Consider the following 23,298-nt stretch of genomic DNA (forward strand, 5'->3'; position numbering starts at 1 on the left):
GATTGTCCTTTTCTTGCCATAAAAAAATCCCCTCCAGATAAAACAGTATTGAGTCCATCATATCAGATGGACTCTTTTTTTACTGTCTACCTATAGGGGATAATACCAGTTCGCGTCCTCTTTTTTATAAATCTTTCACTCGTAATACACGCATTGCATTTAACACTGCAAGTAGTGTCACACCAACATCTGAGAAAACAGCTTCCCACATTGTTGCAATACCAAAGGCACCAAGTAATAAAACGATCCCTTTTACACCTAGAGCAAAGATGATATTTTGCCACACTATACTTCTTGTGCGTTTTGCAATTTTTACAGCTGTCGCAATTTTTGAAGGCTCATCAGTCATAATAACGATGTCTGCCGCTTCAATTGCTGCATCTGACCCTAAACCACCCATCGCAATACCAACGTCTGCACGGGCTAATACTGGTGTATCGTTAATACCGTCACCAACGAAGGCAATTTTTTCTTTTCCGTGCTTCGCTGCATCAATTTTTTCAATCTCTTCTACTTTTTGTTGCGGTAGTAATTCCGCATGAACTTCATCTAAGCCTAATTCTTTACCAACAGCTTCACCAACTGGTTTTGCATCACCAGTTAACATTACTGTCTTTTTAATACCTAGTTCTTTTAACTTTTGAATCGCTTGTTTCGAATCCTCTTTTACCTCATCAGAGATAACAATATAACCTGCATATCTTCCATCTACAGCAACGTGAACTAATGTACCTACTGTTTCTGGTTGCTTAAATTCAATATTTTCTTTTCTCATTAATTTTGCATTACCTGCAAAAATTTCTTTTCCTTGTACTTTTACGACTGTACCGTGACCAGAAATTTCGTTATAATCATCGATTATTTTTTCATCAATTGATTTTCCATATGCCTTTCGAATAGATTGGGCAATTGGATGGTTAGAATATACTTCAGCAAATGCCGCATACTCTAATAACTCTTCACTTGTAGTACCTTCGCTCGGTTCCATTTTTGTAACTTTGAAAACACCTTTTGTTAATGTTCCTGTTTTGTCAAAAACAATATATTTCACATCATTTAAAGCTTCTAAATAGTTACTACCTTTTACTAACACACCACTTTTAGATGCACCACCAATACCTCCAAAGAATCCAAGAGGAATGGATACAACTAACGCACACGGACAAGAGATTACTAAGAACACTAAAGCTCTATAAATCCACTCAGAGAATGTAGCTCCTTCTAAAATAAGTGGTGGAATAAACGCCATGATTGCCGCTGTAATAACTACAACTGGAGTGTAGTAACGTGCAAACTTCGTAATAAAGTTTTCCGTCGGTGCTTTTTTACTGCTTGCATTTTGAACTAAATCTAAAATTTTCGATACAGTTGATTCACCGAATTCTTTTGTAACTTCAATTGTCAACACACCGTTTTGGTTCACAAAGCCACTTAATACATCATTTCCAACTTCAACTTCACGTGGTACAGATTCACCTGTTAATGCTGAAGTATCTACCATTGATGTTCCTTCAATTACTTTTCCGTCTAACGGCACTTTCTCACCTGGCTTAACGATAATATAATCGCCAATTTGTACATCTTCTGGTGATACTTGTTTCGTTTCATTTCCAACCTTTACATTCGCATAATCAGGACGAATATCCATTAATGAAGTAATTGATTTTCGAGAGCGGTTTACCGCAATGCTTTGGAATAGTTCTCCTACTTGATAAAATAGCATTACTGCTACAGCTTCTGAGTATTGTTGAATTGCAAAAGCCCCTACAGTTGCAATTGCCATTAAGAAGTTTTCATCAAATACTTGGCCACGAGTTATGTTTCTTACCGCTCTCCAAACGATATCTCCACCTATTAATAAATAAGCAAGGACGAATAACGGAATTGTTACCATTTGTGGTAAGTCCGCTAATGCAGCAATCGCTGTCAAAATTCCGCCGACCACTAATCTCCCTACCATCTTTTTCACATTTGCTTCACCATGATCATGACTATGCCCGTGGTCATGACCGTTCTTCTCTTCACGAACAACTTTCACGTCTGGCTCTAACTTTTGAACGACATTTGTTATATTTGCTACAGTCGCTTCTAGTTCTCTTTTATTCGCAACTTCTACTCGTAGTTTCTTCGATACGAAATCAACAGTTGCTTCTGAGACAGCTGGCATTTCCTTCACTTTATTTTCAATTTTCATTGCACAGTTCGCGCAATCTAAACCTTCTAATATAAATACTTCTTTAGCAATTTTATTTTTTTGTTCTTCTTGCACTTTAATATGCGGTTCTAATTTTGTAACGAGTTGTTTTGCTTCCGTAACAACTTCGTTTTCTTTATTTTGTGCCGTTTCTAAAATCATTGTCTTTGTTGCAAAGTTTACAGAGCAAGAATTTACTCCTTCTATACTCCCAACACCTTTTTCAATTTTCATTGCACAGTTTGCACAATCTAAACCTTCTAACATCAGTTTCTTTTTCACTAACGCTTCAGCCATCGTTCTCCCTCCTCGCGTTCTTTTTATTCTTCTTCGTTTACGTGTTCAAACGCTTGCTCGAAGATATGAATTACGTGCTGGTCAGCTAACGAATAATAAACAACCTTTCCTTCTTTACGATTCTTCACAAGTTTCGCTTGCTTTAACACACGAAGCTGATGCGAAATAGATGATTGTGTCATTCCTAATAAATAAGCTAAATCACAAACGCACATTTCAGCTTCAAATAGCGCATGTAATATTCTCGTACGTGTACGGTCACCTAACACTTTAAATAGTTCTGCTACTTTACTTAAACTTTCATCAGTTGGAATTGTTTGTTTTACTTGCTCTACAACTTCTTCATGAATTATCGTTTGAGAACATGTCTCTTGTGGTGTTTCTACTTTATTTCCAGCCATTATAGCTCACCTCTTTAATTGAACATATGAACAATCATTCATATATCTTATACTCTTATTATATGAGCGCCTACTCATATGTGTCAATGAAATCTGATTTTTTTTTATGAACTTTCCGTTCACATTTTAATAAGTCATATACATATTTTTCGCATCCTCTATATTCTCATACAAAAAAGGATGCACAATTCGTACACCCTTTTTTCATATTCCGACATAAAAATTCAACAAAGTAATATATATTCCCTTTATTTCAACAAAAGAAAAAGCCTTGCGCGCTCCCTAGACGCACAAGGCTTACTATACTTATATCCCTTTTAATTAAGCTTTTAATTAGCTTGTTCTAAATTATCCTGCGAACTTCCATCGTCTTTTAAATGACTATGTTTTTTCGAATAAACAAAGTATACAACTACTCCAATTGCTAACCAAGCACCGAAGTACATCCATGTTTTTAATGGTAGATTTACCATTAAGAATAGACAACATGCAATCGAAATAATCGGCAAGATCGGTACAAGTGGTACCATAAATCCACGTTGTAATTTTGGATGTGTTTTACGAAGAATAATAACTGACACACCAACCATCGCAAATGTTAACAACGCTCCAATATTCGCTAAATTCGACAATTCTTTTAAATCGATAAATCCAGCAATTAAAGCACTACCAATTCCTGTTAACCAAACTGTAAATGTTGGCGCTTCTGTCTTTTTATTAATTTTCGCGAAAGATTCTGGCAATAAACCGTCACGGCTCATCGCAAAGAATACACGTGTCGTTGCATAAATGTAAGCAAAAATTACTGCCATAATACCAATTACAGCTCCAATTGCGATTACACCTGCTACTTTATCTTGTCCTACAACTTCTAACACATATGCCATAGCTTCTGGTACATCTAATTCTTTATAAGAAACCATACCCGTCATAACGAGACAAACTACAACATAAATGATTGTACAAATGACTAACGAAGCGATAATACCAATCGGTAGATCACGTTGCGGATTTTTTACCTCTTCAGCAGAAGTTGCTAATGCATCAAATCCTAAGAAAGCAAAGAATACTGCTGCTCCCCCCGCGAAAACTCCACTTAAACCGTACGGTGCAAATGGTATCCAGTTTTCTGGTTTCACGTAGAATACACCAACTGCAATGAATAAAACAACGATACCAATTTTAATTAATACCATTATGTTATTCACGCGTTTACTTTCTTTCGTACCTCTTGATAATAACCAAGTTATAACTAATGTAACGATAACTGCTGGTAAATTCACCATACCACCTTGAGACGGAATCGTTAGCAGTGCTTTTGGAATTTCAAGCCCTAATCCACTCACTAAGTTATGGAAGTAACCAGTCCATCCGCCAGCTACTGCGGCAGTCGTTACAACATATACGGATAGTAATGTCCATCCCATTAAATGAGCTACAAACTCACCAATTGTTGCATATGAGTATGTGTACACACTACCTGAAACAGGAAGTGTAGAAGCAACCTCTGCGTAACATAATGCTGCAAATCCACAAACGATGGCTGCAATCATGAATGAAAAAATAACTGCTGGACCAGCATCTCTTGCTGCTACTAATCCAGTTAATACTAGAACTCCTGTACCAATTATCGCACCAATCCCTAGCATTGTTAGGTCAAATGCCCCTAGCGTTTTCGTCAAAGTTTTACTTTTACTTTCCCCTAACAATTGCGTAACGGATTTCTTTTTAAATAGGTTGGCCACGATGTATGCCCCCTTTTGCCAAGAAGAGCTAAGAGATCTTCACTCTTAGCTCTTATCATGTTGTTTTATATATTGTTCGATTTTGTTTTGTATAATGCTTCTATTAGCAAGATACTGTTTCTGCTTCTAATAATTCTTTAGCACCTTTGTACTCTACACCGTGAGCTTCTGCAACTGCTTCGAATGTTACATAGCCATCTAATGTGTTAATACCTTTTAGTAATGCAGAGTTGCCTAGGCAAGCTTCTTTGTAGCCTTTGTTAGCAATTTGTACTGCATATGGTACTGTTACGTTTGTTAATGCAAGAGTTGATGTACGTGGAACCGCACCTGGCATGTTTGCAACTGCATAATGAACAACGCCGTGTTTTTCGTAAGTTGGGTTATCATGAGTTGTAATACGGTCAGTTGTTTCGAAAATACCACCTTGGTCAATCGCGATATCTACAACAACAGAACCTGGTTCCATTGATTTAATCATTTCTTCTGTTACAAGTTTTGGAGCTTTTGCACCTGGGATTAATACTGCACCGATTACAAGATCAGACTCTTTAACAGCTTCTGCAATATTGTAAGGATTAGACATTAAAGTTTTTACTTGGTTTCCGAAAATGTCATCTAATTGACGAAGACGTTCTGCGCTTAAGTCGATGATTGTTACATCCGCACCTAGTCCAACTGCAATTTTAGCAGCATTTGTACCAGCTTGTCCACCACCGATGATTGTTACTTTACCACGTTTAACCCCTGGAACACCTGCAAGTAAGATACCTTTACCGCCTTTGTTTTTCTCAAGGAATTGTGCACCAATTTGTGCAGCCATACGACCAGCTACTTCACTCATAGGTGCAAGTAATGGTAATGAACGGTTTTCTAATTGTACTGTTTCATATGCGATAGAAACAACTTTTTTCTCGATTAAAGCTTTTGTTAATTCTGGCTCTGGAGCTAAGTGTAAGTATGTGAACAAGATTAAGCCTTCACTGAAGTGTTTGTATTCGCTTTCAATTGGTTCCTTAACTTTCATAACCATTTCCATATTCCAAGCTTCTTCAGCTGTATCAACAATTTTTGCTCCCGCTTCAACATACTGAGCATCTGTGAAACCAGACCCTAAACCTGCACCCTTTTGAATGAATACTTCGTGATTGTTACGAATTAAATGTACAACACCTGCTGGTGTCATTGCCACACGGTTTTCGTTGTTTTTAATTTCTGCTGGTACCCCAATACGCATAATGAAATGCCCCCTTATAATTAACAGAAAAAAGAGATTCTTTTTTCTTTTTGTAATAATTAATAACTTATGTCCTTATTCTAGCATAACTTAAAAGTTATGAAAACGCTAACATATCATTTTCCTAAAGTTTTTATATTTAGAATAGTGTAAATATATAAAACATTGATTCTATTAGGGGTTTCGTGTCATTCCATTATCTTTCACTCTATTTTTATTATACTGCTTCAAAATAAATAGCAATCATTTATTATTTGACAATAATTTAACAATGTAAGAAACCTAAGCGATAACGTATACATATACAGTTATTACTTTACTCAATACTTTAGAGATATATTCTTTTCACAAAAAAACAGCTGCTAGCATTTAGCTAGCAGCTGGGTAACTTATAAATAACTTAGAAAATAAATCATCTGTCGTTTCAGTAATTTTATCAAACAGATCACTTTCTTCCGCTTCTTGCTCTTTTAACATCTTAATTGTTTCACGTGCATCTTCAGGGTAATCGGTTATAATACCATCTACGTTTAACTTATAATATGCCTTTAAATTTTCCATATCATTTACTGTCCATACGTAAATTGGTTTGTTTAACTTCCTTGCTTCTTTTACTAATTTCTTATTTAACATATATTCTTCCGCTACGTAAAAGTCAGCCTTCACATTCTTTAAGTTAGCTCTACTTGCATACAGTATATACCCTACTTTTATATCTGGATTTGCACGCTTAAACTCTTTAATAAGTGGATAGTGTAACGTTTGAATTACACATTGCTTCTCAAATTCATTATCTTTAATCGTTTTTAAGACTTTGTTTACAAAATCTTTTTCGCCCCCATGAAGCTTCACTTCTATATTAAGTTTGATTTTGCCATTTGCTAGCTTAATGATTTCATCAAGTGTACTTATTTGTCCTGAAAGTCCATCTTGACTAAGGGTAAGCTGCCTTAACTCCGCCATCGTTAAATCTGACACATGCACATTGGCATTTGCGAGACGTTTCAGCTTCAAATCATGTATAACCGCTAGTTCACCGTCTTTCGTTTGTAATACATCTATTTCAGCGTAGTCTGCTTTTGCATCAATAGCACCTTGCACAGCTTCTTTCGTATTTTCTACGCCTTTTGATATATACCCGCGGTGCGCCATAATAATCGGTTCTTTATACGAATTTGAAATAAACGTTACAATGAAGGCAACGACCATTCCCGCAGTAATAATTCCTACAATGTATACGCCAATGAATTTCCAACGATGTTTTTGGAAGAAACATTTATCTGCTTTCGTTTTCGAATAATCTAATCCTTCTTCTAATAAGACATCCTCAACTGGAACCTTTTGTAAGTATAATCGCGTAATCGCCATAATATAAAATGGCGTCACGATAAAGCTGAATAAATACAATGTACTCGTTAAAAATACAGAAATCGTTGATTCAGCTAATAATGCAAATGTTCCTTTCGGGTTTGTAAATTCATAAACACCCCATAGGCACAATAAATACATTCCCAAAAACACGACATATACAATTCCAATTGAGATAAAAAATCCTACTAAAAAGAATAGTACTTTAAAAAAGCTTTCCTTTACTAAAGTTGCACTTTTACGTGCTGCCACGCGAAATGGTTTTTGCTCTAAAACAACAATAGGTAGAACGAAAATCCATCGAAGATTCAAATACGCGACTACAGCAAAGAACGTGTAATAACCAACTTGCCCCATCGTTGTCTTAAACAGTTCTCCTGTAATAAAGTTAGGAATTTGAATTTGCGGGATTAATGCCGTTTCATATCCCATATTTAAAAGAGGCAACAATACGACAGCATATAAAATAAATCCTGGTAAGCAATATGTGAAAAGAGTAGGTAAATACGTTACCGTTTTATATAAAATCGGACGTAATTTCACCTTCTGTCTTTTATGAGCGAAATACGAAATAATAATAAGCACCGCAAATTCTGTAAAGATAAGAAACAGTGCTAACAATGATAAAATTACGATTGCTAAGATGCCATAAGGCGTCTTTAAAAACGCTAATAATTCATCATTTGTCGCATTTGCATAACCACCAAAATACAATAACTTATTAAAAATGATTCCAAATAGCGGAACAAACACAATCGCTGCTAATAATTTATAAGCAAGTTGAAAAGTTAATACATTCCAAAAGGCAAATTTAACTGTTTGAAAGGAATGTCTCATTACTCCTGGTATAGATAGTTTTTTACGGTGTTGCATATATTCCTCCAAATTCTAAAACGGTATTTGAGATGGATTCCATATTTCGAGTTCTAATCCATCTTTTTAATAATAATATATTCCGCTTAACATGAACACACTTATACATATAATGAAAAAAGTGATGGCTACTTCCCATCACTTTTTCATTTATTCTATTTTTTCTCTAGCCCTTGTCCAAATGCTTTCAAGAAGCTAAAACCGAATGTAATAGCTCTATTGATATCTGGATCTTTTAATACTTTAAAGAAATCCATCACTTTTGTTTTTTTACCACTATTTAATTCATCTGTTGCAAATTGCAATCCTGTAACTAAACTTGACGTAATTTGCTTCGTTATTTCTGGGTCAACTGAAGATAACGCTTCTCCTGCCCCCATCATATTATTTAACGCATTTTTAACAGGTTCACGATTTAATTGCTCCACAGCGATTTTTGAAACATCTTCCTTCGCAGCAAGTAAACTAATTGCCGCATCTAATATACCAGCCTTCTGCAACTGTGCTAAAAGCTGCATCGTTTCTTCTACTGCTTCACGATTATTAGATAGCTCATTTAGAAGTTCATCTGCTACTTGCTGTTTCTGTTCTTCCTCTGTTACAACTTTCTTTTTAATTACAGTAATTTCTTTCGCCACTATCTCCGCCCCCTAGTCCACAAGTGATACGTATTGTTTTCTTTGCCATTTTTGCTGGATTTCAACACCGTTTTGCGGATTACGCTTTTTATCTCTCGGGTTTGAAGATGGTAACGGACGATTCCCTTTTTCACGTAGTACACGCATCTTTACCATCGTTTGTTTGTACGCTGGTGTACACGTATAAAGATCTGTCGCCGTTCCAGTTAAAATATTGATTGCCTCTTCATTTACCGTTGCATGCATCGGTAAATATAGCTCTTTCCCCGTTACACGATCTGTAACAAGTGCCTGTACTTTAATTTTCCCAAATGGTGATGCTAATTCTACAAGGCCACCATCTTTCACATTGCGCTCTAGGGCAAGTTCAGGCGAGATTTCAACGAACACTTCAGATACTTTAGATAAAATACCAGCCGATTTATTCGTCATATTCCCTTCGTGGAAATGTTCTAACATACGACCATTATTTAAAAGTAAATCATACTCATCTGGCGCTACAACTGGTGGTACCCATTCATCTAATGATAGACGAGCTAGTTTATCCGGGAAGTTAAATCCGTCCACATATAATAGCGGTGTATCGCTACCATCATGGCTACCCCAACATAAACTATTCCATCCTTCTAAACGATCGTATGTTGCCTGAGAATATAAAGGTGCAAGCGATGCAATTTCATCCATGATTTCACTTGGACTTTCATAATTCCAGTCCCCGCCAAGCGCACGAGCTACTTTTTGTAAAATCCACCAGTCTGGCTTTGAATCACCAAGCGGCTTCAATACTTCATATAATCTTTGAATACGGCGCTCTGTATTCGTAAATGTTCCCTCTTTTTCTAAGCTTGGTGCTGCCGGTAAAATAACATCAGCAAAACGAGCTGTTTTCGATAAGAACATATCTTGAACAACAAGGAAATCTAAATTCGCTAAAATATGTTGTACATGGTTGGCATTCGAATCTACTAAAGCCATTTCTTCACCCATAACATACATACCACGCAGTTTTCCTTCATCTGCCGCAAGTAACATTGCAATATTATTTAAGCCTGGTGCTTTCGGAATTGTAGTACCGTATGCTTTTTCAAATTTCGCACGGAGCGCATCATCTGAAACCGCTTGGTAACCTGGAAGCCAGTTTGGTAATGTTGCCATATCACAAGCGCCTTGTACGTTATTATGTCCGCGTAATGGATATGCTCCTGCACCAGGACGACGATAATTACCCGTAACAAGCAATAGATTTGAAATTGCTGCTGAAGTTGTACTTCCTCCAGTATTTTGCGTTACACCCATTCCCCAAAGTACACAAGTACCATCTGCTTCATATACCATACGAGCCATTTCTTTCAGATTTTCTTTCGAAATCCCCGTAATTTCTTCTGTATAATCAAGCGTATACTTTTCTACCATTTTGCTATATTCATCAAAATTCTTCACATTTTCAGCTATGAACTTTTTATCGTGCCAATCTTGATCAATAATATATTTCGTAATACCAGCGAGCCATACATAATCAGTTCCTTGGCGCGGATGAATGAATAAATCCGCACGCTCTGCCATTTCATGTTTACGAAGGTCCGCCACAATTAATTTTTGGTCATGTAATTTATGAGCACGTTTTACACGCGTTGCAAGTACAGGATGTCCTTCCGTTGGATTTGCTCCAACGATAATGACAAGGCCTGCTTCCGCAATATCCTTCACTGTCCCAGCGTCCCCTCCCATACCGACAGTTTTAAATAAACCATCTGTTGCTGGAGATTGACAATAACGGGAACAGTTGTCTACATTATTCGTTCCATATATTTGACGGGCTAGTTTTTGCATAAGATAATTTTCTTCATTCGTTACTTTCGAAGAAGAAATAAATCCAAATGCATCACTTCCATATTCTGATTTAATATGCTGCATATTGGATGCAACAACTTCAAGAGCCTCTTCCCATGAAGCTTCAACAAACATATCTCCTTGGCGAATTAATGGCTTTGTAATACGATCTTCACTGTTTACAAAATCCCATCCAAATTTGCCTTTTACACATGTGGAAATACCGTTAACCGGCGCATCTGAAACAGGCTGCACTTTCAAAATGTGGCGGTCTTTCGTCCATACTTCAAATGAACAACCTACACCACAAAATGTACAAACTGTTTTTGTTTTATTCACTTTCGTCTTACGCATCGCAGCCTCTACTTCTGAAACTGCTAAAATACTACTATATCCCGGCTCTACATCCTTTACAAAATCAATCATCGGATCTAACACATCCGGTTTCAATCCAGTCATGAATCCAGCTTCACCTAACATTGATTTCTCCATCAACGCATTACATGGACATACTGTTACACATTGCCCGCAACTTACACAAGATGAGTCATTTATACTTACACCATTGTCCCATATAACACGTGGACGGTCTAAGCTCCAGTCTATCGATATTGTTTCATTAACCTGTAAGTTTTGACATACTTCTACACACTGTCCACAAGCAATACATTGATTTGGATCATATCGATAAAATGGATGTGACATATCCACTTCACACGCACTTACTTTTGGCTCATACGGATATTTCTGTTCCTCAATTCCCATCATATGTACTGTATTGTGGACTTTACAGTTACCATTATTGTTATCACAAACGGTACAATACAGTAGATGATTCTCTAATATTCGATCCATTGCCTCAGTCTGTGCCTCTTTTGCACGCTGGGACTGTCTTTCGATATGCATACCGTTCTCTAATTTCGTTGAACAAGCACGCAATAACTTTCCATTTACTTCTACAATACACGTATCACAAGTTTGAATTGGATCTACTTCTGGTACATGACAAATTTGAGGATGTTCCAAATTACTCTCGTTAAATAATTGTAGTATCGTCTTTTCACCTGATGCAGAAAATTCTTTACCATCGACGGTTACACGGACTGTCTGTTCTGCCATAGTTTCCCCTCTCCTTACAACCAACTGTACAACACAATTATGAATCCGTTTTCAAAACCGCATTACTGTACATATTTTTGAAACGCTCTACCAAATACTTTCTTATGAAGTCGATTCTAGATGTTATAAGGTATAACTACGAAAGCTTGAAAATATCACTATTCTACAGTTCTATTATATCGTACATATACAATAATAACCAAAATAATCTGTGATCTTCTTGTTAATAGGTGTTTTTATTTTTCCCATTGTTTTATGATAAATGTGGGAGAGAAATACATATAAAAGGGGAATTAAATATGGGGCCTACGCAAGAGACTTATACAATTGTACGTTATCAATCTGGTACATTTTCAAAACAACTTGATGAGATTGTTACAGAATCTCCTATTACTATTAAATTGAATGGTGAGGAATATGTAACAGTCGTATGCACACCAAATTATATTGAAGATATGGTAATTGGTTTTTTAATTTCTGAGGGGATTATTTCTTCCTATAACGATGTTGAAGAAATATGGGTTCAAAAAGATAACGGAATTGTCCATGTAAAATCATCAAAAGTGAATCCGCTCTATCAAACTTTATATAATAAACGATACATCACTTCTTGCTGCGGAAAAGGTAGACAAGGTTTTATTTTCGTAAACGATGCGGCAAAAGCAAAAGACTTACATGATATACATGTAAAAATTACTCCTGAAGAATGTTTTTACTTAATGAATACTTTACAACAATCTTCCACTACCTTTCGCCAAACTGGTGGTGTTCACAATACCGCGCTATGTGATCGAAATAATATCCTTCTATCAAGAATGGATATCGGAAGACATAATGCATTAGACAAAATATACGGTCATTGTTTACGCAATGATATATCTGTTAAAGGAAAAATTATCGCATTTAGCGGACGTATTTCATCTGAAATTTTACTCAAAGTTTCAAAAATCGGATGTGAAATTGTTCTATCTAAATCTGCCCCAACAAAACTAGCATTGCAACTTGCCCATGATTTAGGCATTACAGTCGTAGGGTTTATTAGAAATGACTCTTGTAATATTTACACACATCCAAAACGAATTGATGGCTATCAATCCAATGTTTAAAAAATAACTCCTCAATCGAGGAGTTATTTTAGTTATAAAAATGTAACATATTAAACACTTGAATAGTTAATAAAGTTAATATATAATTTCATTACATAATTAAAACAAAACATTGTAGCATATATCTTTTCATTCTTTTACAAATTAAAAGAGACTGCTAACAAAACGCATACACATTCTTATAAAAGCAATGGATTTATTTTATTTAAAATCGACCAAGGAGGTTACAACGATGGAAATTCGCTTATTAACGACAGAGGACGCAGAAATATATTTAAAAGTTTGTATGGAAGGTTTAACGAAGAACCCGGAAGCTTTTAGCTCTTCTTATGAAGATGTTCTTAAACATGAGGATCCTGTAGCTGCTATGGCAAAACGATTAAGCAATCCGGATAAGTATACTCTAGGGGTCTTCAAAGATGATGATTTAATCGGCATTGCTACTTTAGAAACAAAGCCTTTTATTAAACAAGAACATAAAGCAAAAATCGGTTCCGTTTTCGTTTCCCCAAAAGCGCGTGGCCTTGGAGCAGGACGAGCTCTTATTAAAGCAATTATTGAAAATGCCGATAAATTACATGTAGAACAACTTATGCTCGATGTTGTAGTTGGTAACGCTGGTGCCAAAAAATTATATGAATCATTAGGTTTCCAGACTTACGGCGTACAAGAGCGTTCATTAAAACATAACGGTCAATATTGGGACGAGGAACATATGGTTCTGTTCTTAAATGATTAATACTTCAATATAGTTTTCCAAAAGCATCTTTCTTAATAAGAAAGATGTTTTTTTCATTACAACAATGTAATCTTCATGTCACCTTTATCGATCGTACCAAACCTTTCCATTCATTATACTAAAAATATAAAGTGAAACTTTACTCAGTGGGGAACCACATCTCACACTGATCGCATGTACTTGATATGTAGAGGAGAATGTGACATGAAACAAAACAAACGAGCTATGCTTTTAATATTTACTACAGCAATTGTAACTTCTGGATTAGCAATTTTACCTTGGTTTATTATATAGAAATACTCCCCCTAACAATGAAAAAAGCTGATTGCTTCTTAAGAAGCAATCAGCTTTTTTTATATTATAAAATCCCCAAAATTTTATTTACGCAACTTATAATAATAACCATAGATACGGCAACGCACATGACAACCGTATTACGATCTTGCTTTTCTTTTTTTGAAATTTCTTCTTTTGAATTCATGTGTATGATCTCCTTTTAAAAAAAGTGTGAGATAGGAAATTTTTCTTATCCGATGCGAGGTGAATACGAAAACCCTCTCTATCTCACATACACAATAGAATGGAATTGTCATTTTATAAATAAAATGACATGACGTTATGTCGCAACATAGGGTATTTTGTGTCGCTACGTTTTCTATTATAAAAAATAGTTGTGCAAAACTAGTGCATTTTTTATGTCAATTACTCTGAGCGAAAAAATCAGCCCTCCATTCAATCACATAAAAAGAGTTTTTTATTATTTTCATGTAAACTATACAAGTAGAATGAACAGTTTGGGGTGCACAAGATTATGGTAAAAATTTTATTAGTAGACGATGAAGAACGTATGTTACGATTATTAGATCTGTTCTTAAGCCCTCGCGGCTATTTTTGTATGAAAGCTACCTCTGGCCTTGAAGCACTAAAATTAATCGAACAAAAAGAATTCGATATTATTTTATTAGATGTTATGATGCCAAGTATGGATGGATGGGATACTTGCTATCAAATTCGTCAAATTTCCAACGTTCCTATCATTATGTTAACAGCTCGCAACCAAAACTACGATATGGTGAAAGGCCTCACGATGGGCGCAGATGATTATATTACAAAACCATTTGATGAGCATGTATTAGTCGCACGAATCGAGGCTATATTACGCCGTACAAAAAAAGATGGCTTTGTTAGTTTCAATGGTATTGAGTGGGATAAAACGAAACATACTGTCACAGTTTATGATGAAAAAATCTCATTAACTCCTATCGAATTTTCGTTACTCGGACTATTTTTACAAAATACAAACCGTGCTTATAGCCGAGATGATTTAATCGAAAAAATTTGGGGCTATGAAACAGACATCGAATATAGAACAATTGATTCACACATTCGTAATATCCGTGATAAACTACGCAAAAAAGGATTTCCGATTGAAGATTACCTAGAAACGGTCTATAAAGTCGGATATAAATGGAAAAGTGAATAATTACTTCGGTCAGTGGGAAATCGTATACCACTGACTCTTTATTATGAATAAGGTATGGTGAAAAAATGAGTAAACTTTCCCTTAAAATTGGGACATACTTTTTAATATTAGCTTTATGTATTGAAACAATTGCTTTCGTATCTTTTTATAAAAGCCTTTCAAAAATGCGTATTGTAGAGGAAACAGATGCTCTTTTAGAGAAAGGTAATCGCTATAGTAAAAAAATTAAAAGCCGCGAGAGACGGGATGAATATTATAAAGAAATGAAACACGCTGAACATAATAAAAATCCTAAACGTCCTGTGTACCCTGAGTTCGATATTACGAATGAGGCTGCACACTTAGTTGAATCGGAATCAATTTCTAACTCCGATATAGCTATCATTATTACTGACCATAACGGCAAAATTATTTCCACCTCAGAACCCGTAACAAAAGATATGCAAAAACAACTTACTTGTAAAACAGAAACTGTCCCAGACGGCGGATTGGTCGTTGAAAGGAACTGGAAAAAATCAAAGTTCATCACAACAGTAAGCCCACTTAACACAACAAAGTTTCAAGGAAAGCTATATATGTTATTAAAAACATCTTTCCTAGAAAATATGTTACTTAAACTCATGAACCAATTTCTTATCATTAGCGTTTTAACAATTATTTTAACAACAATTTCTGTCTTTGTTTTTTCACGCGTTATTACAGAACCACTTGTAAAAATGAAGAGAGCGACAGAAAAAATGTCAAAATTAAACAAGCCAATTCAATTAGGCATTAAACGAAATGATGAACTCGGAAGTTTAGCAAAAACAATTGAAGATTTATCGAGTGAACTTACGTATATGAAAAAAGAGCGCAATGAATTTCTCGCTAGTGTCGCTCATGAACTATTAACTCCATTGACCTATATGAAAGGTTATGCGAAGGTAGCAAAGAGAGACTCTTTAACAAAAGAGGAGCGAGAAGAATACTTACAAATTATTGAGGATGAAACGGATAGTGTAACCGATCTCGTCCAAGATTTATTTATGCTTGTACAATTAGAACAACACCAATTTGTTATAAAAAAACAAAAAGTGCTTCTTCAGCCATTTTTAGAACGAATGGTTGAAAAAACAAAAACAACATTAACGAATAAGCAAATGCAACTTCATGTATATTGCAAAGATGATTTAGAAGTTTGCATAGACGAAAGACGTATGGAACAAGTTATGTTAAATTTATTACACAACGCTTATCAACATTCGCCAGAAAACACATCCATTACGATACGTGTACTCATGGAAACAGATTCTTTTACAATAAGTGTACAAGATGAAGGTGAAGGTATTCCTGAAGAAGATATCCCGCATATTTTTGACCGTTTTTATCGTGTTGATAAATCCAGAACACGAGCTACAGGCGGAAAAGGCATCGGGCTAGCTGTTGCAAAAGAAATTGTAGAATTGCATAACGGTTCTATTCTAGTAACAAGCCAATTAGGAGCGGGAACAAACTTTATAATCGAGCTACCTTTTGAATAATATGCGTGTGAAAACACCAGTAGTAGTAAACACTACTGGTGTTATTTTGTTCATAACAACAGCTCATATAAGCTAAGCTTTTGAAATTATTCTTATTTCAATATAAAATAAAGGTACATTTGCAAAGATTTGGAGGGTGATATAATTGGATATCCATGTATTAACAAAAGACGAAGCAGAAATTTACTTAGAACTTCGCGTAGAAGGATTAAAGCAAAACCCTGAAGCATTCAGCTCTTCTTATGAAGATATTATTAATAAAGATTGTGCGATTGAATATAAAGCACAAAAATTAGCACAAGATGAAAACTATACGCTAGGTGCATTTAAAGATGGAAAATTAATCGGGGTTGCAACACTGGAAACGAAACCATATGTAAAACAAGAACATAAAGCTAAAATCGGTTCTGTATATGTATCTCCAAAAGCGCGCGGACTTGGAGCAGGAAAAGCACTTATTAAAGAATGTCTTGAGCTTGCTAAATCTTTAGAAGTAGAACAAGTTATGCTTGATGTTGTTGTTGGCAACGATGGAGCGAAAAAACTTTATGAATCATTAGGTTTTAAAACATTCGGTGTACAAGAACGTTCATTAAAATATAACGGACAATATTGGGACGAAGAGCATATGGTCTTATTCTTAGATGAAAATAAATAATAAAAAACATCCTCATGTTTGGAGGATGTTTTTTACTTTCTTGTAAACCATGCCGTGTGTAATAATTGAATCGCTTTCGCAATTTCTTCCTCTGATAATATCGCAAACCCAAGTAAAACTACATTTTCAGGTGCAGTATCGTCTTTATAGTACGTAGACACAGGATATATTTTGATACTATGTTTCGCAGCTTCTTGAATTAATTCTTCTTCCCGCATTCCATTATGCACTTTTAATAAAATGTGTAATCCCGAATCTTCTCCTATCACTTCAACACGATTAGAGAAATACTTCTCTATTTCAAAAACAAGTCGATCTCTCTTCTTTCGGTAGACGACACGCATTTTATGAATATGTTTTTCCCAATGGCCTTCATTTAAAAATCTTCTAATCACTTCTTGGTCCATTCTTGAAACACTTTGTGTATAAAATAAATATTGCTGTTGATACTTTTTAATTAATTTCTTCGGCAACACCATATAGCTCATCCGTAGCGATGGCAATAATGCTTTAGATAGCGTCCCCATATAAATAACTTTCCCCTCTGTATCTAACCCTTGCAGCGCCGGTATAGGCTTTCCAGAATAGCGAAATTCACTATCGTAATCATCTTCAATAATATACCTGCTCTCTTCTTTCTTCGCCCATTGTAAAAGCTGCGTCCTTCTCGTAATAGGCATAATCATTCCATATGGGAATTGATGAGAGGGAGTTACAAATACAACATTTGCATCGCTATTTTCTAAATCCGTCATACAAATGCCATCCTTATCTAAAGATAACATTTGAACCTTTTTTTCTCCCTGTTCAAAAACGACCATTTTCCTATGGTAACCTGGATTTTCAACAGCATAATTACTTCCCTTCAACAATTGAAAAAGTAACTTCACTAATATTTGTGTTCCCGCCCCTAATACAATTTGACTAGCTGAACAACGCACACCTCTAGATTCATACAAATAGTTCGCAATTTCCTCTCGTAAGCTCAATTCCCCTTGAGGGTGTCCAAGAAAAAGCAAATCATTATTATGTGGCTGCCATACATCATTTATAAGCTTACGGTACATAGTGAAAGGAAAAGTATTTGTATCTACCCCTGTTTGTGTGAAATCAAATGTATAGTTCTCCTCCCGAAACGGTATTTCTTCTACTTTCGCTTCGCGTCCTTCTACATCAATCATTTGTTCAATTTTACATACAAAATAACCTTTTCTCGATATCGACTCAATATAACCTTCTGCAAGTAATTGTTCGTACGCTGCCTCTACTGTATTTTTACTTACTTGTAAATGTATCGCTAACTTTCGCTTAGCCGGTAATTTCGTAAAAGGGACAATCGATCCATCTTTAATCTCTTTTTTTATATACTCATACAATTGCACATACAATGCCTTTTTACTATTCATATTTAAATTAGGCGTTAATTCTAACATAATATCTGACCCCTTAATAAAACTAAAATCTGATACTTTTTACAGTACCAGATTTTATATATAATTCCTTTTATCATGTCACACATAAAAAATCAAATACCGGAGAGGAGAAACATGATAATGAAAAATGGTAGACGTATCGGACTTATTATGATTATTACAGGGGCTACATTATGGGGATTATCTGGTCCAATGATTCAGTGGCTATTTCAGCATACTAATGTATCCTCAATTGATTTTTTAACAATTCGATTGTTGCTTGCAGGAATATTTATTTTGTCTTTCTTACTTATAAAGAAACAAAACATATTTCAAATTTGGAAACACCCTAGATATTCTATACAACTTATTATTTTTTCTATTCTCGGCATGCTCGGTGCGCAATACGCCTTTATCGAAACGGTTCATATTAGTAATGCAGTCACAGCAACGCTATTTCAATTTCTAGGTCCTGTTCTTATTACCATGTATGTTGCATTTGAACAAAGAAAATTCCCTGCTTCCATGCAACTATTCGCAATTATAGCCGCGCTAATAGGAACATACTTTATTATTACAAATGGCTCAATTGAAAATATTGTTTTATCCAAAGAAGCTATTATTTTTGGACTATTAACAGCAATCGGATTTGCATTTTATACCCTTCATCCGGCTTCTCTCATTAAAGAATGCGGGACAACTGTAGTAATTGGTTGGGGGATGTTAATCGGAGGAATTGCACTACTTATTTATAATCGTTCATTCGGGTGGAATCAATTTTCACAAACCCTTACACTAAAAACTTTTTCTATGCTTATTCTTATCATTATTAGTGGTACCCTTTCTTTCCTTCTATATATCGGTAGTCTTAAATATTTAGCAGCAACAGAAACAAGCATTTTATCTAGCATTGAACCCCTTGTAGCTGCCATCGTTTCAATCACTTGGCTAAATGAATCTTTTGGAACATATCAATTATTAGGCGGCGTATGTATCGTTCTGTCCGTTATTTTTTTGACGATGCCTCAAAAAGAAACCGAACCAACCTATACAACGGAACAAATATAAAATGAAACTTTAATTAGTGGGGACTATCTCCCACTAATTATTAACCTACACCAATCGGGCTTTTACGGGATAAAAATGTCAAAAGAGGTCGTACAAAACTTACGACCTCTTTTTATACTTTAAAGGAATTGTCCCGCCTTCTAGCAAATACAATTACACTAACAATAAAAACTAGGAGTGTGGCACCATGAAAAAAATCGGAACTATGCTACTTCTCTCCTTCCTCATCACTGGATGCACACAAACGCAATCGGATTCAAAAGAACAAAAAAAAGACGTAATAGCAACGTCATCCACTCAAGTGAACGCACCTTCCTTCTTTCACCTTAGTGTTTTAAAAGATGTAAATTGGGAAGAAACACCTTCTTTCGTAGAAGGAAAAATGCCTTTAAAAGGCATCGAAGGTAAAGTCGCAATGGCTGATAGTCCTATTATCGCAAATGAACAAAATGAAATAATGTGGCACTTTCTAGATTCTGAAATACCAACTGGAAAATTGTCTATTATTGCGCTAAAACAAGGATCTGTAACTCCGACACAAGTACTCTTTCCAAAAAAAACTTCCAAACAAACTTGGACTACTTCAAATACAATCGATTCTACTACAAACGAACTCCCTCTCACTATGTCACTACCTTCATCTGGATTATGGTTATTAAATATATATGTGAATGAAAAATATTATGATCAGTTTGTAATCACTGCTGAGTAAAGTGACAAAAATAAACCACTTTCTTACAACAATGTAATTTCTACGTCATGTACTTCGATAGTTGAATTATCTCTCTTCTCTTATACTTAAAGTAAGAAATGAAACGAGGAGAGATGAGAGATGAAAAAAATGATAGAAGTGATCGTAGCAGTAACTGAGGTTTTAGTGAATGGTAAACAAGTTGCAATGGAATTAAATAAATAATGAAGAAACATAAATAATTCTACACTTCTTCATTATTTTGATTTCTTATCTCAAAAAAGCAGTGCCTTTTAGGCACTGCTTTTCGCTATTAATAACGTGGTATTTTCGTAATTTGTGCCACGCCTGAATCAATAGCTGCTTTCGCTACTGCTTCTGCAACACTTGGAACAACTCTTTTATCTAATGGATTCGGGATTACATAATTCGCATTACGTTCTTCATCAGTAATGATGTTAGCGATCCCATATGCTGCCGCTAATTTCATCTCTTCTGTAATATCAGTTGCGCGCACATCTAACGCACCGCGGAATATTCCGGGAAACGCCAATACATTATTTACTTGATTCGCATAATCCGAGCGTCCAGTTCCTACTACAGCTGCCCCAGCCTCTAATGCATCCTCAGGGAAGATTTCTGGAATTGGATTCGCCATTGCAAACACAATTGCTTTCTCATTCATCGTCTGTACAAGTTCTTTCGTTAATACGTTAGGAGCAGATACGCCAATAAAAATATCAGCTTGGTGAATTGCTTCTTTTAACGTTCCACGCACATGTTCACGATTTGTCTTTTTTGAAACTTCAATTTGTGCTTCGTTCATCCATGTTTCACCTTCACAAACAATACCTTCTAGGCTAACTAACGTAATGTGCTTTGCACCAGCCTTTAATAATAATTTTCCAATTGCAATTCCTGCCGAACCCGCACCGTTAATAACGATTTTCACATTATCCATTTGTTTGCTAACAACTTTTAATGCATTAATAACAGCTGCTAAAACGACAATAGCTGTTCCATGTTGATCATCATGGAATACAGGAATATTCGTTTCTTCTTTTAATCGTTTTTCAATTTCAAAACAACGCGGTGCTGCAATATCTTCTAAATTAATCCCTGCAAATGTAGGCTCTAAATTTTTTACAAGGGTAACGATTTCATCTACATCCGTTGTGCCTAAACATAATGGGAAAGCATCTACATTCGCAAACTTCTTAAACAAAATACTTTTTCCTTCCATAACAGGCATAGCCGCTTTCGGTCCAATGTTTCCTAAACCGAGTACCGCTGTTCCATCTGAAACAACTGCCACCATATTGCCACGTGCTGTATAGTCATACACTGTTTCTTCATCTGCCGCAATTGCTTTACACGACTCCGCTACACCTGGTGTATACGTCAGGCTTAAATCATCCGCTGAATTTACCTCCACTTTACTTGTAATTTCAATTTTCCCTACTAATTCTTTATGCAATAACAATGATCTTTCATTAATTTGATTTGCTAACATACTTATAATCTCCCCTTAATTTGACAAGCTAGCTATATGAATATAGCTAGCTTGTTTGATCATGAAAACATTTTTAATAATATTGTCGCCGTTACAACCATTGCCGCCCCGCCTAAACGAGTTGAAATTTGCGCGAACGGCATTAATTCCATACGATTTGAAGCCGATAAAATAGCAACATCTCCAGTTCCGCCTAAACCGCTATGACATCCAGTTACAATCGCCGATTCAACTGGATACATCTTCATCACTTTCCCTACAAGAAAACCTGATGCTACCATTGTAAGAACAACCGATGCGCACACAACAACATATCCTACTGAAAGAACTGCTGCTACGTCTTTTAACGGAATATATAGCAATCCTAATCCAACCATTAAAGGCCAAGTTAAATTCTTCGAAATAAATTTATATAAATGGAATGCTCCTTGCTCCATTTTTGCTGGCATTAATTTAAAGTATTTCACAAGTGCTGCTGAAAAAATCATAATGATTGCCCCAGGAATACCGATGAACTTAGAAGCAAATCCTCCAAAGATGAAGAACGTACACGCAATTAATAAACCTGCTCCCATTAATGAGAAGTCAATTGGCTTCTCTGTATTTTGTTCTTTTAATAATTCTGCTTGATTGTCTGTTTTCACTAATACACCGTTACCACTAAGCTCCGGTTTCTTCTCACCTAAACGCTTCATATACCCTGCACTTACAATTGCGAACATATTTCCAATAATAGCTGCTGGAATAAGCTGTGATACAAACGTCGCTGATGATTCATTTAAAATATCACTATAAGCTAGCGACAATGGTAAAATCCCTTCCCCGATACCACCACTCACAATTGGTACGATGATAAAGAAGAATGTGTGCTTCATTTCAAATCCAAATAATGAACCGACCAATAACCCTACTGCTACAGAAGCTAACGTCCCTACTACTAAAGGAATAAACATGCGAACGAAACCTTGTACTAACACTTTACGGTTCATTCCTAAAATACTTCCGACTACTAAACAAGAAATATATAAATATAAAAAGTTCGATTTTTTCATTAACATAGTCGCAGCTTCCATTGAAGCTGGATTCATCCAGTTAAAAAATACAAGTAATGATGGAATAAATAACGAAAGTATTGCTGGACCGCCGATATTTTTTAAAATTGGAATTCTCATCCCAATATCGCCTAAGAAAATCCCCATGATCATAATAACTGCAAATCCACCAATCATATCTGCTGGCAATTTATTATATACAGATGCCCCATAAATAATAGCAGCCAATACTACATATAACGGTAAAGGTATAACACCGATTTTTACATTCATAATTTTAGAAGCGAAAGATTCTCTTTGTACTTCATTTCCTTCAGAAAATGATACCGCTTCCACATTCTTTTGAATTCCCAT

18 protein-coding genes are annotated in these 23,298 nt (G+C 35.5%); 7 read left to right on the forward strand and 11 right to left on the reverse strand.

What is annotated here, in order from left to right:
* Window positions 1-124: 124 nt before the first annotated feature.
* The 7 genes from MR136_RS25120 to fdhF form a co-directional block, all read right to left on the reverse strand.
* On the reverse strand, window positions 125-2,491 hold the full coding sequence (locus MR136_RS25120) for a heavy metal translocating P-type ATPase (protein ID WP_017674244.1): 2,367 nt from the start codon (window positions 2,489-2,491) through the stop codon (window positions 125-127).
* 23 nt (window positions 2,492-2,514) lie between these two features.
* A complete protein-coding gene (locus tag MR136_RS25125; RefSeq protein WP_000918378.1) occupies window positions 2,515-2,892 on the reverse strand; it encodes an ArsR/SmtB family transcription factor in 378 nt (125 codons plus the stop codon).
* A gap of 329 nt (window positions 2,893-3,221) precedes the next feature.
* Complete coding sequence (locus MR136_RS25130) at window positions 3,222-4,637, reverse strand: amino acid permease (protein WP_001284893.1); 1,416 nt, start codon at window positions 4,635-4,637, stop codon at window positions 3,222-3,224.
* Window positions 4,638-4,740: 103 nt separating this feature from the next.
* Window positions 4,741-5,874: an alanine dehydrogenase gene (gene ald / locus MR136_RS25135; protein WP_001219742.1), complete on the reverse strand. Its 1,134-nt coding sequence runs from the start codon at window positions 5,872-5,874 to the stop codon at window positions 4,741-4,743.
* A 369-nt stretch (window positions 5,875-6,243) separates the two neighbouring features.
* Complete coding sequence (locus MR136_RS25140) at window positions 6,244-8,115, reverse strand: glycerophosphodiester phosphodiesterase (RefSeq protein ID WP_001164717.1); 1,872 nt, start codon at window positions 8,113-8,115, stop codon at window positions 6,244-6,246.
* A gap of 155 nt (window positions 8,116-8,270) precedes the next feature.
* A complete protein-coding gene (locus tag MR136_RS25145; RefSeq protein ID WP_001040540.1) occupies window positions 8,271-8,753 on the reverse strand; it encodes a helical membrane plugin domain-containing protein in 483 nt (160 codons plus the stop codon).
* Between the two features lie 12 nt (window positions 8,754-8,765).
* Entirely contained in the window at window positions 8,766-11,702 is a 2,937-nt protein-coding gene (gene fdhF, locus MR136_RS25150) for a formate dehydrogenase subunit alpha (protein ID WP_000840663.1), read from the reverse strand.
* 299 nt (window positions 11,703-12,001) lie between these two features.
* On the opposite strand from fdhF, the gene fdhD reads away from it, so the two are divergent.
* A complete protein-coding gene (gene fdhD, locus MR136_RS25155; RefSeq protein ID WP_000529233.1) occupies window positions 12,002-12,808 on the forward strand; it encodes a formate dehydrogenase accessory sulfurtransferase FdhD in 807 nt (268 codons plus the stop codon).
* Window positions 12,809-13,040: 232 nt separating this feature from the next.
* Window positions 13,041-13,547, forward strand: coding sequence for a GNAT family N-acetyltransferase (locus tag MR136_RS25160; RefSeq protein WP_000405868.1), 507 nt, complete (start codon window positions 13,041-13,043; stop codon window positions 13,545-13,547).
* A gap of 358 nt (window positions 13,548-13,905) precedes the next feature.
* On the opposite strand, the gene MR136_RS28480 is transcribed toward MR136_RS25160, so the two are convergent.
* Window positions 13,906-14,028, reverse strand: a complete 123-nt coding sequence (locus MR136_RS28480; RefSeq protein ID WP_001085006.1) for a hypothetical protein — start codon at window positions 14,026-14,028, stop codon at window positions 13,906-13,908.
* A gap of 330 nt (window positions 14,029-14,358) precedes the next feature.
* Here MR136_RS28480 and MR136_RS25165 point away from each other — a divergent pair, with 330 nt between their 5' ends.
* From MR136_RS25165 to MR136_RS25175, 3 genes are all read left to right on the forward strand, one after another.
* Window positions 14,359-15,030 carry a response regulator transcription factor gene (locus MR136_RS25165; protein WP_000238957.1) on the forward strand — a complete coding sequence of 224 codons (672 nt, stop codon included), beginning with the start codon at window positions 14,359-14,361 and terminating at the stop codon, window positions 15,028-15,030.
* Between the two features lie 65 nt (window positions 15,031-15,095).
* Complete coding sequence (locus MR136_RS25170) at window positions 15,096-16,550, forward strand: HAMP domain-containing sensor histidine kinase (RefSeq protein ID WP_000041024.1); 1,455 nt, start codon at window positions 15,096-15,098, stop codon at window positions 16,548-16,550.
* A gap of 145 nt (window positions 16,551-16,695) precedes the next feature.
* The gene (locus tag MR136_RS25175) at window positions 16,696-17,208 is read left to right on the forward strand and encodes a GNAT family N-acetyltransferase (RefSeq protein WP_000351209.1); all 513 of its coding nucleotides are present in this window, start codon (window positions 16,696-16,698) and stop codon (window positions 17,206-17,208) included.
* A 32-nt stretch (window positions 17,209-17,240) separates the two neighbouring features.
* On the opposite strand, the gene pdxR is transcribed toward MR136_RS25175, so the two are convergent.
* On the reverse strand, window positions 17,241-18,641 hold the full coding sequence (gene pdxR, locus MR136_RS25180) for a MocR-like pyridoxine biosynthesis transcription factor PdxR (RefSeq protein WP_242259659.1): 1,401 nt from the start codon (window positions 18,639-18,641) through the stop codon (window positions 17,241-17,243).
* A 120-nt stretch (window positions 18,642-18,761) separates the two neighbouring features.
* On the opposite strand from pdxR, the gene MR136_RS25185 reads away from it, so the two are divergent.
* Window positions 18,762-19,688 (forward strand): DMT family transporter, encoded by a 927-nt coding sequence (locus MR136_RS25185; RefSeq protein WP_161520016.1) that lies wholly within the window; start codon window positions 18,762-18,764, stop codon window positions 19,686-19,688.
* A gap of 187 nt (window positions 19,689-19,875) precedes the next feature.
* Window positions 19,876-20,400, forward strand: coding sequence for a DUF4871 domain-containing protein (locus MR136_RS25190; protein ID WP_016125448.1), 525 nt, complete (start codon window positions 19,876-19,878; stop codon window positions 20,398-20,400).
* Between the two features lie 292 nt (window positions 20,401-20,692).
* On the opposite strand, the gene MR136_RS25195 is transcribed toward MR136_RS25190, so the two are convergent.
* Together MR136_RS25195 and MR136_RS25200 are read right to left on the reverse strand one after the other, a co-directional pair.
* Window positions 20,693-21,892 (reverse strand): NAD(P)-dependent malic enzyme, encoded by a 1,200-nt coding sequence (locus MR136_RS25195; RefSeq protein ID WP_000880780.1) that lies wholly within the window; start codon window positions 21,890-21,892, stop codon window positions 20,693-20,695.
* A gap of 59 nt (window positions 21,893-21,951) precedes the next feature.
* Window positions 21,952-23,298 carry a 2-hydroxycarboxylate transporter family protein gene (locus tag MR136_RS25200; protein ID WP_000512722.1) on the reverse strand — a complete coding sequence of 449 codons (1,347 nt, stop codon included), beginning with the start codon at window positions 23,296-23,298 and terminating at the stop codon, window positions 21,952-21,954.

It is taken from the genome of Bacillus cereus group sp. BfR-BA-01311, from assembly GCF_022664295.1.
GTDB lineage: Bacteria > Bacillota > Bacilli > Bacillales > Bacillaceae_G > Bacillus_A > Bacillus_A cereus.